Origin of the sequence: Hydrotalea sandarakina, assembly GCF_003254115.1 — a bacterium.
Classification (GTDB): Bacteria; Bacteroidota; Bacteroidia; order Chitinophagales; family Chitinophagaceae; genus Hydrotalea; species Hydrotalea sandarakina.
This window is the reverse complement of the sequence record NZ_QKZV01000002.1, coordinates 372,131-388,690: the sequence shown is the minus strand read 5'-3', so window position 1 is coordinate 388,690 and position 16,560 is coordinate 372,131. Positions and strand designations below refer to the sequence as shown.

The window sequence follows — 16,560 nt, the reverse complement described above, 5'->3', positions numbered from 1 at the left end:
ACACTCGGTGTTAATGGTGTTATCGCTGTGCCTACTGTATATACATTGGGCGTAGTGTAACTTAAGCCACTCGGTGCTACATCATTCACTGTTATGTTGACAATTGCTGTTGTACTACCACCGCTATTAGTTGCTGTAATTGTATAATTTGTCGCTGCACTTATTGCTGTCGGTGTTCCACTAATTACACCTGTAGTTGTATTAAAGTTTAAACCCGCAGGTAATGTTCCACTTATACTGTAGCTAGTTACTGCTCCACCACTCACACTCGGTGTTAATGGTGTTATCGCTGTGCCTACTGTATACACATTAGGCGTAGTGTAACTTAAGCCACTCGGTGCTACATCATTCACTGTTATGTTGACAATTGCTGTTGTACTACCACCGCTATTAGTTGCTGTAATCGTATAATTTGTCGCTGCACTTATTGCTGTCGGTGTTCCACTAATTACACCCGTAGTGCTATTAAAGCTTAAACCCGCAGGTAAAGCAGGACTGATACCAAAATCAGTTACTATACCACCACTATATGTTGGATTGAGTGATGAAATAGTAGAACCCACTGTATAAACATTTGGCGTAGTATAACTTAAGGCACTTGGTGGCACCTCGGTAACAGTTATATTCAAAGAAGAACTATTAGTACATGTTCCATTATTATAAGTATAAGTAATTGTAACATTTCCTTCTGCAACGCCAGTTACTAAGCCACTACTATTTACAGTTGCAATGCTATTATTTGATGAACTCCATGTACCTCCATTGGTGGAATTATTGAGTGTAATGGTGTTTCCCTTTTGAACAGTATTGGGCCCTGTAATATTTGCAACTGCAGGCAAAGGATTAACTGTAATAATAGCAGGGGCTGCAGATGCCGGATTTCCAATTGCACAACTTACGTTTGAGTTTAATGTTAAGCCTATAACATCTGCGTTATTCAAGCTACTATCTATATAAGTTGCTGCTGAGGTTCCAACTACAACATTATTTTTTGTCCAAACAAAACTGGGACTTGTTCCTCCATTTATTGGATTTGCTGTAAACGTTACCGGGGTATTTGCACATATAGTATTACCGGGATTAGCTGAAAAAGATACACTAACTGTGTTACTAGTATTTACAACTACCGGTACTGCATTGGTGGCTGCAGTAACTGAATTTGCACCACAAGTAGAAGTTGCCACACAATAATAATATGTAGTTCCTGAAGAAGATGCTGAAAAAGTTATATCTTTTTGCGTAGCACCGGATATTGCAGTTCCACCTGTATTAGCATTATTGGTATTAGTATACCATTGATATGTTAAATTGCTTCCAACTGCTGACATTGAAAGTGTTGTTGTAGAACCCTGACACAAAGTGATACCCGTTGGCTGTGTAGATATGGTTGCAGATGCACCAGATATTGATATGGTAGCAGCCGTTGAAATAGCCTGTGGGCTACAAGTTCCGGAAACAACACACCTATATTGATAATTATTGGCGCCAATTGGAACGTTGGCAAGTGTTAATTGATTTGTTGTATAATTACTATATGTAATACCATCAGCGGGAGTACCTGAGCCGGTTATATTTACCCAATTGTTTCCGTCTGTGCTTCTTTGCCACTGATAAGATAATCCGGCACCTGTAGCTGTAACTGAAAAATTAACTGTACCACCCGTACAAGCACCAACACTAGTTGGGTTAAACATAATAGCAGGAGGTGCATTTACCGACAAAGTAGTTGGGGTACTATATGCAGGAGGACAAGAACCATTTTGTACCTTTATTCTATATAAAGCACTTGTAGTAGGGTTATTAGCTGTGTAAGAAGTGCTTGTAGCGGCAATATCATTCCAAGTTAATCCCCCATCAGTTGAATTTTGCCAACTTTGAATTGTACCGGTATAACCACTAGAACTTAATGAAACATTAGTTCCTGCACAAACACTTGTACCTCCTGTTGTTGTACCACCCACACTGGCAGGTGAATTAATAATAGAAAGTGTTGAAGCACTGGGATTGCTAGATCCACAACCATTTTTAGCAACAACCGAAATAGAACCACCAGACGTAGTAGCATTTACTGTTACGGTTGTATCAGTTCCTCCATTAACAATCGTCCATCCTGGCGGAATTGTCCAAGCGTAAGAAGAAGCATTACTTACCCTGTTAACGGTATATGTTAAGTTAGAAGAATTATTACAAATTGAAGCTGGCCCACTAATTGTTCCCGGGGCTGCCGGAACAGAAGTAGCTACTGTAACATTTAATGAACGGGTTTGAACACTTCCGCAAGATTTTGTAGGCGTAACAGTTATGTAACCACCATTGCTGCTTGGGGTAACAGTAATTGCGTTGGTTGTTGAAGTACCTGTCCATCCTGAAGGGAGAGTCCAGTTATAACTTGCCCCCAAAATAGGCGGTGTAGAATATAAATAAGTACCATTGTTACCACAAATTATACTATTACCGGTAACAGAACCGGCCCCACAACCATCATTCCGTATAGCAAAATAAGCATAACCATAGTGCCCACCTGCAGAGCAGTCATCTGATTCAAATTCAATAATGATAGTTTTGCCTGACCAACCGGCTATATCCAAAGATGCTTCTGACCAATCTTTAGCATATGCCCCGGAACTGGTTAAGAAAAAACCTTGGGCTGCTTTATCTGCCGCTGAGGCAGGAACAAAATAAGAAACAGAAGCACATTTAATAGTATCTTGCCCAGCAGGCTTTTCTGGATCACGCACTGTAGCTGTAAAACGCGGTTGCGCATCCCAGGCATGCCCGGGATCTTGCAACACCAAAGCATATGCATAAGTTACATTATAAGCGGTAACACCTGTTGGCACATTAATTAAATAAGATATTTTTCTAACCAACCTGCCGGTAGTTGTATTCCCCAATTTTACTGCATAATCATACTGATAGCCATTAATGTTTGGTACAGTTTTGATAGTTGGTGCAATTGGATCAGTTGATTGACTACTACCGGTGTTCGCAAAAATTTGAACCGCATTTTGACCACCAGATTGGTCTAAATATGACTGTAGTGATTGAATAGATGCAGGTGGGGCATTGAATGTAGTAACATTTGTATTAGGAACTGTTGCACCATTGTATAATTGTAAATTAATTGTCCAATACGACAAATTATTATAATTAAAATTGAAATTGGCAGGACATTGAGCATATAAATTATTTATACTCAAAATCAAAAAAGCAGCCACAATAATCAATAACCTATTGTAATAGACTTGTCTGCTCTTTTGTAAATATTCAGAATAATCATTTCTCATATAACATATTTAATCAGGTTAGAATATAAAATGGGCAGACAAAAAATTAGTACATTGAAGAAAGTAAGCCAATCACCATTTTACCTACAGTAAAATGTGCAATAATATTTGCCTCCCTGCCTTTGGGTGAAGTAACCATTAGCCAATCACCATTCTTTGATACCGCAAGTTCCTCACCTGCCTTATTGGTTAAGTGTACTATGCTATTAGGTACTTGAAGCGACGAGAATAACTCACCCGCATCAATTGCGGCCGAGAAACTAAGATTTGAAAAAAATTGAATGATATTTTGTTGATTTTTTTCAACCAATAATGCCTGAGAGATATTTGCCGGCAATGCCTCAAAAGCAATATTTGGTATTAAAAAAATAGTAGCCGTATTAGCAGTCTCTAATTGACCTAGAATATTACCCTCTTGTAATAACTGCAACGACTTTGAATAATCGTTTTTTTGCACTACACTCATTTTGGCTTTTATGTCAGCTACTGTTTGTGCAGATAAATGAAAGAAAATAGAAACAAATAATGCTAGAAGTAAAGTTTTTTTCATATACAAATTTTTTAAGGGTTGTATCAAAAACACAAAAACGTTACAGTGCTAACAAAAGGGCGCTTGTTTAACATTTTGCTATTTTTAAATGATAGCACTCAACAATATGTGTAATTGAAAAAGTTTTTTTAGATCATGTGAGTAATAATAGGTTTTTTCGATATTAAATTTTACTTAACAAATGTAGCATGGCATTGAACAAAAAAAAATGATGTTGAAATCAGTCGAAAAAAAGAAAAATTTGCATTAGTTTATAATATAACATATAAATAACTAAAATTTAACTGAATACATTATTTATATATCATCATTGTAGTAACAATTTGACACTTTAAATCATATAAGACTACTTGGAATATCATTAAACTATTGCAATACAACATGATAGTTTCAAATAATAAATAATAATAAATATGTATATGAAAATCGATAGAAGTAAAAAAACATCAAAAAATATAAGACATTTTACAAGCTGTTAAACAAGGAAATAATAACACATGAATAAACTTAATCGCATCATTTTTTTCGGCAATCATAGTAAACCGATAACTACAAAACATTGATTATCATTTACAAAACACCTAAAAAATAACTATTAAAACATTTATGATGAAAAGGTAATTACAATGATTTTTATTAATAAGGTTAAAATATCATCATTAAACTAGTAATTAGACGACACTCATGCCCTAAGAACTTTATACAACTGAATAATAGTATAGGCATATAATAGAAGGAAAGAGAAGATTTAAACTTATTTAATGCAGAAATGTGAATTCAATAAAATAATATTAACCATCATTCTAAACTAATCAAACTCAGCTAAAGTTTATGAAAAAAACAAAATACCCATTTTAGGGGATTGCTAGGTTAAAAATCGATAAGTATATTTGTTTTCAATTAATTACGAATACATAAAAAGTATGAAATTGGGCTAATGTGCATAATTAAATATTTGGTTCTCAATCGAAAAAAACCATATATTTGACTATAGAAATAACGCAATATTGATTGCTACATATCATTAATATCAATACCAAAAATCCTTATCAAAAACCCGTGCTTTAGTGTTTTAACATCCAAACATCCTACCCAACTATCCTCCGTAAAAAACAACTAACTGTAAATCCTATTCATTATTTTATTATTAGGTTATTAATAATTAGATTTAGTATAAATGCTAAAAAATAAATATTAATAATGTTCATAAAATCAATATAAACGCTATAAATGATAGCCGTGTAAATATTGGTTGAATGAATGTGGGATAATTAAATTAAATAAAGCGTGAACCGGTAAATACGTATTTACTGGTTTAAAAATGCAAATAATTGCTTCTGAGACACAGAAATGTGGCAAAGAGTAGCGCTAGCTTTATGTTTTTTATCGAATAAATGCACACTGATTAAATTATTCAATAAAAAAGTAAAGAAATTACGAAAATGAAATATAACAAAAATGATGCCTAAAATCAATTTTTATGGCTTTAGAAAAAAAATGGTACGCTGTTTACACAAAACCTAAATGGGAAAAGAAAGTAGTTCAACTATTAAACAAAAAAAATATCACAAATTACTGCCCATTCAACAAGGTAATTAAACAGTGGTCAGACAGGAAAAAAACAAGTTATGAGCCTTTATTTCGTTCATACATTTTTGTTCAAATAAGCGAAAAAGAAAAAATAGAAACCCGTAATACAGATGGTGTATTGTATTTTGTAACACATGAAGGCAAACCGGCTGTAATTAAAGAAGAAGAAATAACCTTGATTCAATCTTTCCTGGAACAATACAATAATGTAACAGTAGAAAGTAACAGGATTCATTGCAATGATACAATACGCATTATTGAAGGACCACTAAAAAAATATGAGGGAAAAGTATTAGCCGTTTACAAAAAAAGTATCAAAGTAATATTACCTTCTATTGGCTATGCAATGGTTGCAGAAATAGATGTTCATCATGTTGAAAAAATTGATAACAACCGAACCAATTCAATGAGTGCGTAAATTATTAATTGTCAGTTCCTTGTATGCAAGTTTTTAAAAACTACATCTGAAAAAACAATTGGAACAACAATTAAGCTATATAATAAAGATGCAATAATGGATACCAATATTGAAAGAGGCCGATAAAACGGCATAAAAAAATAAATTCTTACAAAGCAAATTATAAAAGCAAAAATTAAAACCTTTATCCAATAATAATTTATAGTTGTATCCCTTTGTTGTGTTGTACAATTTCTATTTGGTAATTGTAAAATAACCCATACAATAAACCACATTCCAATTGCAGAGCTCAATAATTGCAACCAAGATGTGATATGTAATCGAATGTTAGCAATGTTTATCCTATGTCCACTAATATGTAATAATTGCGCAATCAAGCCATTGTCGTGGGTTAAACTATCCCACAACAGATGAGTAGCACCTCCCAATAAAATAGAAATACATACTACAACATAATGATGTTTAAAGTATGTATTCCAGTTTAAGGAATTATAGGGTAACAATTTATTTTTAAAGACGGGGGGCAAATGCAGCAACAATTGTTGCTTTACAACATAATGAAAAATGTAAGCAAGAATTATGCCAAGTGGCAAATCAGCCCAAATTAATCCGAACCAATTATGTGTGTACAATCGGTTTTTTGACATTCGGATGAAATATTCAAAATCTGGCACTAAACTACCCACTACCAACCCGGTAAGTGAAAAATAATTTTTCCATTTTCTGTAAATGGGAATAATAACTGCTGGATGGGCAAAGGTGAATGGCATATTGCACAAATTAATTATAAACATTCAAAGAATAGCAACAAAGCAATACAAAAAAACATAACTAGGATTAATAATATAAATAATTGGCTTAAAACATTGTTTTTATGAAGGAATTGAAAATAGCGATTATAGGTTTAGGATACGTAGGCTTACCGCTGGCAGTAGAATTTGCAAAAAAATATCCTGTAATAGGTTTTGATATAAATGAAAGAAGAGTGCAAACATTAAATAATGGATATGATTACACACTTGAAACCAATGAAGAAGAATTAAATGCAGTGTTAAAACAACAACATAATGCAGAACCAGGCTTATTTGTTACTAAGAATAAGGCAATTTTAGCTGAAGCCAACTTTTACATTGTTACTGTACCAACGCCTGTTGACAAATACAACAGGCCCGATCTTACTGCTTTAATAAAAGCCAGCGAAATTGTTGGTGAATATTTATCAAAGAACAACATAGTAGTTTATGAATCAACTGTTTATCCTGGCGTTACTGAAGATGAATGTGTACCTGTTTTGGAAAAAAAATCGGGTTTAAAATTTAATCAAGATTTTTATGTAGGCTATTCACCCGAACGTATCAATCCGGGTGATAAGGAACATACCGTTTCAAAAATCAAAAAAGTAACATCGGGTTCTACACCTGAGGCAGCCCAAAAAATAAATGCCGTTTATGCAAGTATCATTGAAGCCGGTACGCATATGGCCCCCTCTATTAAAGTGGCAGAAGCAGCAAAAGTGATTGAAAATGCACAGCGCGATATCAATATTGCCTTCATTAATGAGCTATCGAAAATATTTAATCATTTAAACATTGATACCAATGATGTTTTAGATGCCGCAGCTACTAAATGGAATTTTTTAAAATTTAAACCAGGTTTAGTTGGCGGTCATTGCATTGGTGTTGACCCTTACTATTTAGCACAAAAAGCTATGGAAGTAGGCTATCACCCTGAAATAATTCTTGCCGGAAGAAGATTAAATGACAGTATGGGAAGTTATATAGCAGATGAGGTAATTAAATTAATGGTAAAAAAAGAAATTCAAGTTGTGGGAAGCAGAGTACTTGTTTTAGGAATAACTTTTAAAGAAAATTGCCCCGACGTAAGAAATACTAAAGTAATTGATATTATTCGTCACCTAAAATCATACCAAATTAATGTAGATGTTTATGACCCTTGGGCAAATAGAGAAGAAGTTAAACATGAATATGGCATTGAAGCTTTAGAAGAATTCCCGGAAATTAAACACTATTATAACGCCGTTGTAATTGCCGTTGCACATAAACAATTCACGTATGAACAAATAAAAAATATATGTAGAAAACAATGTGTGGTGTATGATGTAAAATCGGTTTTTGATAAAGAATTAATTGACGCAAGACTGTAATATATGTTTAACAAGCCTTTTCATTCTACTCCACTTAACGACAAGAAAATATTAATTACGGGTGGCGCAGGTTTTATTGGTTCAAACTTAGTTGAATATTTACTAAAATATGAAGCAAAAAAAGTTAGGGTGTTAGATAATTTTAGCACAGGCCATATAAATAATGTAAAGCCATTTTTGCATTATCCCAACTTTGAATTAATTGAAGGTGATATAAGAAATTATGAAACATGTGTTAAAGCAATAACTGATATAGACTTTGTATTACACCAGGCAGCTTTAGGCTCTGTACCACGTTCAATTGAAGATCCTATAACAACAAATGAAGTAAACATTTCAGGATTTTTAAATATTTTAACTGCTGCAAAAAACATAGGGATCAAACGATTAGTTTATGCAGCCAGCTCAAGTACTTATGGTGATAGTAAAAACTTACCCAAAGTTGAACATATTATAGGGAACCCACTTTCACCTTATGCAGTTACAAAATTGGTAAATGAATTGTATGCAAAAGTGTTTTCAACATCTTATCAATTCCACTCTATTGGATTAAGATACTTTAATGTATTTGGTCCAAAACAAAACCCTAAAGGTGCTTATGCAGCGGTTATTCCATTATTTGTTCATTCAATGCTTCAAAAAATTGCACCCAGCATTTACGGTGATGGATTAACATCGAGAGATTTTACATTTATTGAAAATGTAGTTCAGGCAAATATAAAAGCACTATTTGCAGATAATATTTTTGAAAGTGAAGTATTTAACATTGCTTATGGCAGTTCCACAACATTAACAGAACTATGGCAAAAAATTAATGCAATAGGTAATGTAAATATTTCCCCTAATTATTTACCGGAAAGAAAAGGCGATATTAAACATAGTTTAGCCAATATTGATAAAGCAAGAAAAATTTTAGATTATAATCCAGAATTTTCAATTGATGAAGGGCTGGCAATTACCATAAAATGGTACCGCGATAACCCCGATCATTTTGAAACGAAATAAGCAATTTTCATATTCTACCAAAAATAACCTTAACCCTATAACCAATTAGCTATATGAAAACACAATTAAAACAATTTACTTTTTTTTGTTTAGTTATTCTTACTGTTACATCATGTGTTAGTACAAAACGTTCTACCTACTTTTATGATGCAGGACAAGTGCAATTTAAAGTACCGGATGATGTTAAAGAAGTACCTATTCAAAAAGGCGACATTTTATACATTAACATTAGTAGCTTAAATGCAGAAGCCTCTGCTATATTTAATTCTACCAACAACATTAATGCAAGCACCACTTCAAGTACAGGCACATCAGCAAATATTGGCGGTTATTTAGTAAACAATGAAGGATACATACAATTGCCGGTTTTAGGATACATAAAAGCTGCAGGTTTATCTAAAAAAGAATTAAAAAGTTATATCACCAATCAAATTTTGGAAAAGAAATTATTATTAGACCCAATTGTTACCATTCGACAAATGAATTATGAAGTTACTGTATTGGGTGAAGTAGGAAGACCCACCGTAATAACAGTACCCAGCGAAAAAATTTCAATGGTAAAAGCACTCGGATTAGCAGGCGATATAACTATATATGGTAGAAAGGACAATGTGTTATTAATAAGAGAACACGATGGTGAAAGAAAAGTTACTCGTATTGATTTAAACTCACCTTCCTTTTTTACTTCACCCTATTATTATTTAGAACCAAACGATGTAATCTATGTAGAAGCCAATAAAAACAAAGTGGCAAGTGTTAATAGAACGCAACTATTATTACCTGCAGTATTAAGCGGCTTATCAGTAGTTGCCATTGTATTAGATAGAATTATAAAATAATAAATACACGTAAATTATGTCAGCCAATCAAATTTCCGGATTGCCTAAAAATGAAAGCTTATTTAGGCAAATGGTAACAAAGTACCTTCCCTACTGGCCATTATTTGTAGTGTTTTTAATAATTGGTGCAGCCTTAGCTTTTACTTATTTGCGGTATGCTACACCTAAGTATGAAGCAACAGCAACACTATTGGTAAAAGATGAAAAAAAAGGTTATGATGATTCAAAATTTGTTGAATCATTAAACATGATTAGTACCAAAAAAATTATTGAAAATGAAATTGAGGTGTTGCAATCAAGAACATTAATGGATAGTGTGGTGAGGAAATTACATTTGTATGCACCCATAACGCAAGAAGGTAAAGTTCGCCCAAGACCCGTATACAAAGAAAGTCCTGTTTTTATAGAAGCAGCAAATCCTGATTCTATAAAAAATGTAAAAAAAGTGTTTATAAAAATAAACAGTTCTTTTACTTCAGTAACCTTGAACAATAACTTAACATATGCAGTAAATGAATGGGTTTACACACCTTACGGAATATTAAAGTTCATTCCCAACCCAACTGTTTTTGTAGATAACAATAATGATAAACCTTATTATTTTTCTTTGTTAAGCCCGAAAGAAACGGTAGAAAATATTTTACGAGTATTAAAAGTAAGTGCATCCAACAAATTATCAAGTGTTATCGATTTAAGTTATCGCGATGCAGTTCCTAAACGGGCAGAAGACATTTTAAACTATTTAATTCAAGAATATAGAAATGCTGCCATCATTGAAAAAAACAACTTGGCAACCAATACATTGGCTTTTATTGATGAACGATTAAATTTAGTTGGCCGTGATTTGGATAATATTCAACAAAACATTCAAAGTTATAAAGCAGGCAGCAATGCTGTTGATATAAGTACACAAGGGCAATTATACTTGCAAAATGTTAGTGCCAACGATCAAAAAATGAGCGATTTAAATATGCAAGCTGCGGTATTAGACCAACTCGATAAAACAGTGAATTCAGAAAAGGGAGGCATTATTCTTCCATCTACTTTAGGTGTAAATGATCCCGCATTAGTATTATTAATAACCAACTTAAATAATGCACAGTCTGAATATGATAAACTTCGCAGAACAGTTGCTGAAAACAACCCCATGCTAATTTCTGTAACCGATCAAATTAAAAGAATTAAAGGAGATATAATTGACAATATAAAATCACAAAAAAACAGCATTCAAGCTGCAAAGGAAAAACTTGCAAGTACCAATAACCAATACAATGCAGTATTAACCACCATTCCACAAAAAGAAAGACAACTGTTAGAAATAAGCAGGAATCAAAATATTCAGAATGGCATTTATCAATTCCTATTACAAAAAAGAGAAGAAACAAAACTATCATTGGCAGCAATTATATCAGACAGCAGAATTGTGAATTATGCAGAAGCGGGAACTGACCCGGTAAGTCCTAATAAAATTATTATTTACTTAGCAGCTTTAGCATTTGCATTTGGTGTACCTGTTGTTTTCATAACTTTAAAAGAAGGCTTCAATAAAAAAGTATTGTTTAGAGATGAAATAACTGCACTCACCTCAATGCAAATTATTGGTGAAGTTTTCTTTGAAAAAACCAAAGATGCCTTTGTTATTGAATCAGGAAAGAAAAGCATCATATCTGAACAAATCAGAAAAATTAGAGCTGCATTACCATTTTTAGGAATATCTGAAAAAAATAAAAAAATTCTAATCACCTCAAGCATTTCCGGTGAAGGAAAAAGTTTTATTGCAGCCAATTTAGCAGCGGGCATTTCATTAACCGGTCAAAAAGTTATTTTATTAGATTTTGACTTACATAATCCGGGCTTAAGTAGAGCACTAGAAAAAACAGAAGAACCCGGAGTAAGTGATTATTTAAAAGGTGAAAAAGAGCCGGAAGAAGTAATAAGAAGAGTAAATGGTTATGATAATCTGTTTTTTATACCGGCAGGTAACCTACCCGATAATCCATCTGAATTAGTAGTAAGTGAAAAAACAAAAGAATTGATTCAATATGTAGAAAATATTTTTGATGTAGTTGTTATTGATAGTCCACCTGTTTTCTTAGCTACCGATGCGTTTATCTTATCAAACTATAGTAGTGCAACATTGTATGTAGTACGTCATAAATACACACCTAAACAATTGCTGAAAAGAATAGATGATACTTGTAAAATCAATCCATTAAAAAATGCAGCAATTATATTTAATGGAGTGAAATCGCGTGGATTCTTTAAAAATAATTATGAGTACGGTTATGGTTATGGTAATGATTATGTTTACACCTATAACCGACCTAAACAAAAAAACAAATAATTTATTGATACTACCAATTCCAATTTCCTAAGGTTACCCTAGCCTTGATGAAACCTCCAATAGCCTTTTATTTATAACCCTTTAAAAATTCACAAAATGACACAGAATTGGTATGTAGTTTACACTAAATCAAATGCTGAAAAAAAAGTAGCAATGCATTTAGCAAAGAAAGGTTATGAAGCCTTTTGTCCGTTAAACTGTATTTTAAATCATTATCAAGACAAGAAAAAGCTTGTATTCGAACCTATGTTCAAAAATTACGTGTTTGTAAAAACAACACCTAATAAGTTAAAAGATATTACAAGCATCAGTGATGATATCATTAATTTAGTTTACTGGCTTGATGAGGTGGCCACAATTAAAGAATCTGAAGTAAATGATATTAAATATTTTTTGAACGAGTTTAAAAATGTAAGATTAGAAAAACGCCCTGTTAATCAAGCTACTTTAATGCACATGACAGAGTTTGTAAATGTTAACAAAACCAATACACAATTGGATACAAATACAATCAAATTGTCAATACCTTCATTAGGCTATAATTTATTAGCTGATTTAGCTGAAATACCGACTATGATGTTGGGCACAACTTCAGTAAGTTTTAATAAACTTATGCCATCTTTCTAAACATGGCTTATTGATTTAATTATCAACAATTAAGTTGGGAAGATGCATATATGAAAAACTTTGTAAGAAATATTTTAGCTGAATTACTTGGATTTTGGTATCTGTTGTCGGGAAAAATTAAAAGAGCAAAAAAAGGAGCTTTGAATGGTGAATATATTCTATCTATTTACTTTCATAAACCATCATCCAAATTATTTGAGTTTGTAATCCGTTGGCTTTTAAATAACGGATTTACTATTATTCCTACAAAACAAATTGAAAAAATTGCAACGGGTAAAATTCCCTTTCCAAAGGCAACCGCAATTATAACGGTTGATGATGGCTGGAGAAGCAATATAAAAAATATTGTGGCCGTAGCCAAACAATATCAAATTCCCGTAACCATATTTGCTGCTACTGAAGCCATTGAAATGGGCGGTGGCTATTGGTGGACCTATGTTAATAAAGCTCAAAAACTACATTTAACAACGCACAATGCAGAAGCATTAAAAAAACTAAATAATGCTGAACGATTAAAAGTGGTAAATGAAATTAAAAATGTGTTGAATTTGGATAGAGAAGCAATGTATCCGGAAGAATTGCAGTCCGTATCGGAAAGCAAATACATTACCATAGGAAGCCATACAGTAACACATCCTATTTTACCTAATTGTAATGATGATGAAGCACAGTTCGAAATAAAAGAATCAAAAAAAAAATTAGAACACTTGTTAGGTAAAAAAATTGATGAGTTTGCTTACCCTAACGGAGATTATGGAAAAAGAGAATTAGAATTATTGGAAAAAAATGGATACAAATTAGCATTCACCACTAAAACAAATTATTTAACTAAGGAGCAGCTTACCAACAAATTTGAAATACCGCGTTTTGAAATTTGGGAAAATGCAGGATATTTTGAAACCATTAGTAGAATAACCGGGGTTTGGTTTAATAGCAATCAAAAGAAAAAGTATTAGATGGGCAGTAAGATATTTATCATATTATTCATGTTAACTGTAGCATCATTTTTTGCATTGATGCTATTTACTACCGGCGATAAAAATAAGGCTTATGTACAATTCATATTATTAGCATTCCCTTTCCTTGCAATAGATACACATTATGGCGACTTATTTTTTTCGGATTTTGATGTAGTAACGCTAAGTTTTTTATTTGGGTTTTATTCACCCAAAAAAGTAAATCTTAAAAATGGGAAAGTATATCTTATCACATTCATATTTCTCGTTATTATAATAATTGTAGGACTTTATAAAGCTGAAAGCTTAACAAGTTCCACTACCACATATTGCATAGAATATATATGTTTATTTTTATTTGCTAAAATTTCAGTTGATGAAATAGTTGCCGATCCGACATTTTTTTATAAAATTGTTCAGTGTTTAAAAATAGTATTCCTTTTCTCACTGGCATTTCTATTGGGACAATTTGTTTTGGGTGTAGGATTTTCTTTAGCAAAAGTGCAAAATCCCAACGTATTATCGGAAGGTACCAGATATACAAGCTTTTTTCAAGATCCACAAAAGTATGCACAGTACCTGGCAGCCATGAGTTTTATTTTTTTAATAAAAGATCCAACAACACAAAAAGTATCTACACTTAATTACGCTTTATTTTTAAGCGCATTAGTTGCTATACTGTTTACAGGTGGGCGTGGTGGATTGGGTGGATGGGCTGCCGGAATGTTCTTAGTAATTTTATTTGGAAAATCTAGCTATCGCTACGCCATTATAGTTGTAGGAATTTTAGCTTACATTGTTATTGACAACTTTAAGGATAATATAGCAATGTTTAAACGTACATCGGTTGATGACACCTATGCTTTCAGATTTGCAATTTGGGTTGATGCATTTAAAATATTTTTAGATCACAAATACTTTGGTATTGGATTAGGTAATTATACCAATTATGTTTCTGTTCATAACCCTGACCAGTTTTGGTTGGTCGATAATGAAATTACGTATTATGATCATCCGGAAAGCGGCTATTTAAAGTTTTTAACCGAATTAGGCGCAACAGGATTTATAAGCATATTTTTTATGATTATATTTCCAATGGCGCAAGCGTTTTTCCTTTTTGTTAAAAACAAAGACAGTACAATTATTTTACTAATTGCCGGCGTAATAGCCTGGATGATTGGATTTTATACAGTGTATTCATTTAGTGATGTTAGAATGACCATTTTTATTATTACATTTTTAGTAATGCTGGCAACCAGCTATAAATGGAGTAATTATAATATTGAAAAAAATGCTGCAACAATTCTATAAGAAAATTTCCGGAAGCATATTTAAGAACAGTGCTTGGGGAATATTTTCAAATATTTTTCAGAATATACTATTTAGTGTTTTTTTTATTGTAGTGGCCAGAAAGTATAGTACAGATGATTTTGCCAATTACATTTTAGCCAACACCTTATATTCATTTGTTGTAGCATTTTCCTCATTAGGATTAGGTCAATGGTTTATTAGAGAATTAATTACAACAAACAGCAAACAAATTTTAATAAATAAATTTTTCAAAATTCAAATTTTTGTAGGTGTATTTTTTTATGTTGTTAATTTAATTATCGCAGTTCTTTTATACCAAAATCAAACCATTAGAACACTATCAATCTTTATCGGAATTAATGTAATATTTGATAATGTTATTTATGTAATTAAATACATCAATGTAGCGGAAGAAAAACAAAAGAAAAGCTTTATTATTTTAACCGTAGAAGCAGTTTTAAAATTTGGTGCCGGTTGTTTGCTGTTTATATATCCTATTCCAATCGTTTACTTATCAATCATTTTAATATTACTTCGATTTGTTACACTTAATCTATTTATTAAAATCGGAAGTTCAAATTTGGTAAACATAAAAGCCATTCTACAAACAAGCATAGATTGGACTGAGATAAAAAAATTATTAATCAGCAATTGGTCATTTGTTGTAATAGGTAGTATTTCAATCATCTATTGGCGAATGGGCAATATATTAATCTCAAAAATTTTACAGGCACAAGATGTAGCCAATTATGAAATATCATTTAAGTTATTTTCAATGGCTGAAATATTGCCGGTAATTGTATCAACATCTATATATCCTTTATTGGTGAAAACTTATCAGGAAAGTCAGGAAAAAACCATTCAACTATTTAGAAGAGCATTTGTTGCTTATGCGTTATATGGAATATTAGCATTTACTTTTATTTACAGTTTTTCAGATGCCATTATTCCTTTTCTGTTTGGTGCAAAATATTTAAACACAGCAATGTATTGTAAAGAAATGTTCTTAACAATACTAATATTTCCAACAGCATTATTACAAGCCAATTTACTGGTAGCAATGAAAATGGAGAAAAAGGATATGTGGTTAAATTTGATAAGTTTAGCGTTGAATTTAATTTTTAGCTTAACAGGTTTTTATTTTTTCAAATCACTTTCAGTTATCAACTTTTCTATATTTTTTTCTTTTGGCTTTTTTCATATACTACAAGATGCACTTCTAATAAAAAGAAAAATTATTTCGGTAATGCATACCATAAGTTTTTATGCAGCCACAATAAGCATAATAATTTTATTTTATTGGGGAAGTAAAATAATAAATGAGTATGTGTTATTTATCGGTTTTTGGATGATTGTTACAACTATTATTGGCATTTTTGTTTGGAATATGTATAAAGAAAACTTTGCCAAAAAAATCAAGTTACAGTTCTACAAAAGATAGATAACTGTATAATAAGCTCTTTTAAATA

12 protein-coding genes are annotated in these 16,560 nt (G+C 32.0%); 9 read left to right on the top strand and 3 right to left on the bottom strand.

The features are described from left to right. A partial coding sequence (locus LX80_RS04565; RefSeq protein WP_211307696.1) for a putative Ig domain-containing protein occupies positions 1–3,287 on the bottom strand: 3,287 nt, incomplete at its 3' end. Between the two features lie 46 nt (positions 3,288–3,333). Next, positions 3,334–3,837, bottom strand: coding sequence for a hypothetical protein (locus tag LX80_RS04560; RefSeq protein WP_111293863.1), 504 nt, complete (start codon positions 3,835–3,837; stop codon positions 3,334–3,336). 1,480 nt (positions 3,838–5,317) lie between these two features. Here LX80_RS04560 and nusG point away from each other — a divergent pair. Further along, positions 5,318–5,845, top strand: coding sequence for a transcription termination/antitermination protein NusG (nusG, locus tag LX80_RS04555; RefSeq protein WP_111293862.1), 528 nt, complete (start codon positions 5,318–5,320; stop codon positions 5,843–5,845). An 11-nt stretch (positions 5,846–5,856) separates the two neighbouring features. Here the strand turns inward: nusG and LX80_RS04550 are convergent, their stop codons facing one another. After that, positions 5,857–6,615 carry a DUF4184 family protein gene (locus LX80_RS04550; protein ID WP_170120377.1) on the bottom strand — a complete coding sequence of 253 codons (759 nt, stop codon included), beginning with the start codon at positions 6,613–6,615 and terminating at the stop codon, positions 5,857–5,859. Positions 6,616–6,719: 104 nt separating this feature from the next. On the opposite strand from LX80_RS04550, the gene LX80_RS04545 reads away from it, so the two are divergent. The 8 genes from LX80_RS04545 (at position 6,720) to LX80_RS04510 (ending at position 16,532) form a co-directional block, all read left to right on the top strand. Then, positions 6,720–8,009, top strand: coding sequence for a nucleotide sugar dehydrogenase (locus LX80_RS04545; protein WP_111293860.1), 1,290 nt, complete (start codon positions 6,720–6,722; stop codon positions 8,007–8,009). A gap of 3 nt (positions 8,010–8,012) precedes the next feature. After that, positions 8,013–9,014, top strand: coding sequence for an SDR family oxidoreductase (locus tag LX80_RS04540; protein ID WP_111293859.1), 1,002 nt, complete (start codon positions 8,013–8,015; stop codon positions 9,012–9,014). A 53-nt stretch (positions 9,015–9,067) separates the two neighbouring features. Further along, complete coding sequence (locus LX80_RS04535) at positions 9,068–9,853, top strand: polysaccharide biosynthesis/export family protein (protein ID WP_111293858.1); 786 nt, start codon at positions 9,068–9,070, stop codon at positions 9,851–9,853. 16 nt (positions 9,854–9,869) lie between these two features. Next, positions 9,870–12,197, top strand: coding sequence for a GumC family protein (locus tag LX80_RS04530; protein WP_111293857.1), 2,328 nt, complete (start codon positions 9,870–9,872; stop codon positions 12,195–12,197). A 96-nt stretch (positions 12,198–12,293) separates the two neighbouring features. After that, positions 12,294–12,824 carry a transcription termination/antitermination NusG family protein gene (locus LX80_RS04525; RefSeq protein ID WP_111293856.1) on the top strand — a complete coding sequence of 177 codons (531 nt, stop codon included), beginning with the start codon at positions 12,294–12,296 and terminating at the stop codon, positions 12,822–12,824. A 50-nt stretch (positions 12,825–12,874) separates the two neighbouring features. After that, a complete protein-coding gene (locus tag LX80_RS04520; RefSeq protein ID WP_111293855.1) occupies positions 12,875–13,780 on the top strand; it encodes a polysaccharide deacetylase family protein in 906 nt (301 codons plus the stop codon). Between the two features lie 30 nt (positions 13,781–13,810). Then, positions 13,811–15,091, top strand: coding sequence for an O-antigen ligase family protein (locus tag LX80_RS04515; RefSeq protein WP_170120376.1), 1,281 nt, complete (start codon positions 13,811–13,813; stop codon positions 15,089–15,091). Next, complete coding sequence (locus tag LX80_RS04510) at positions 15,072–16,532, top strand: oligosaccharide flippase family protein (protein WP_111293853.1); 1,461 nt, start codon at positions 15,072–15,074, stop codon at positions 16,530–16,532. Before LX80_RS04515 ends, LX80_RS04510 begins: the two co-directional genes overlap by 20 nt. Positions 16,533–16,560: the final 28 nt, after the last annotated feature.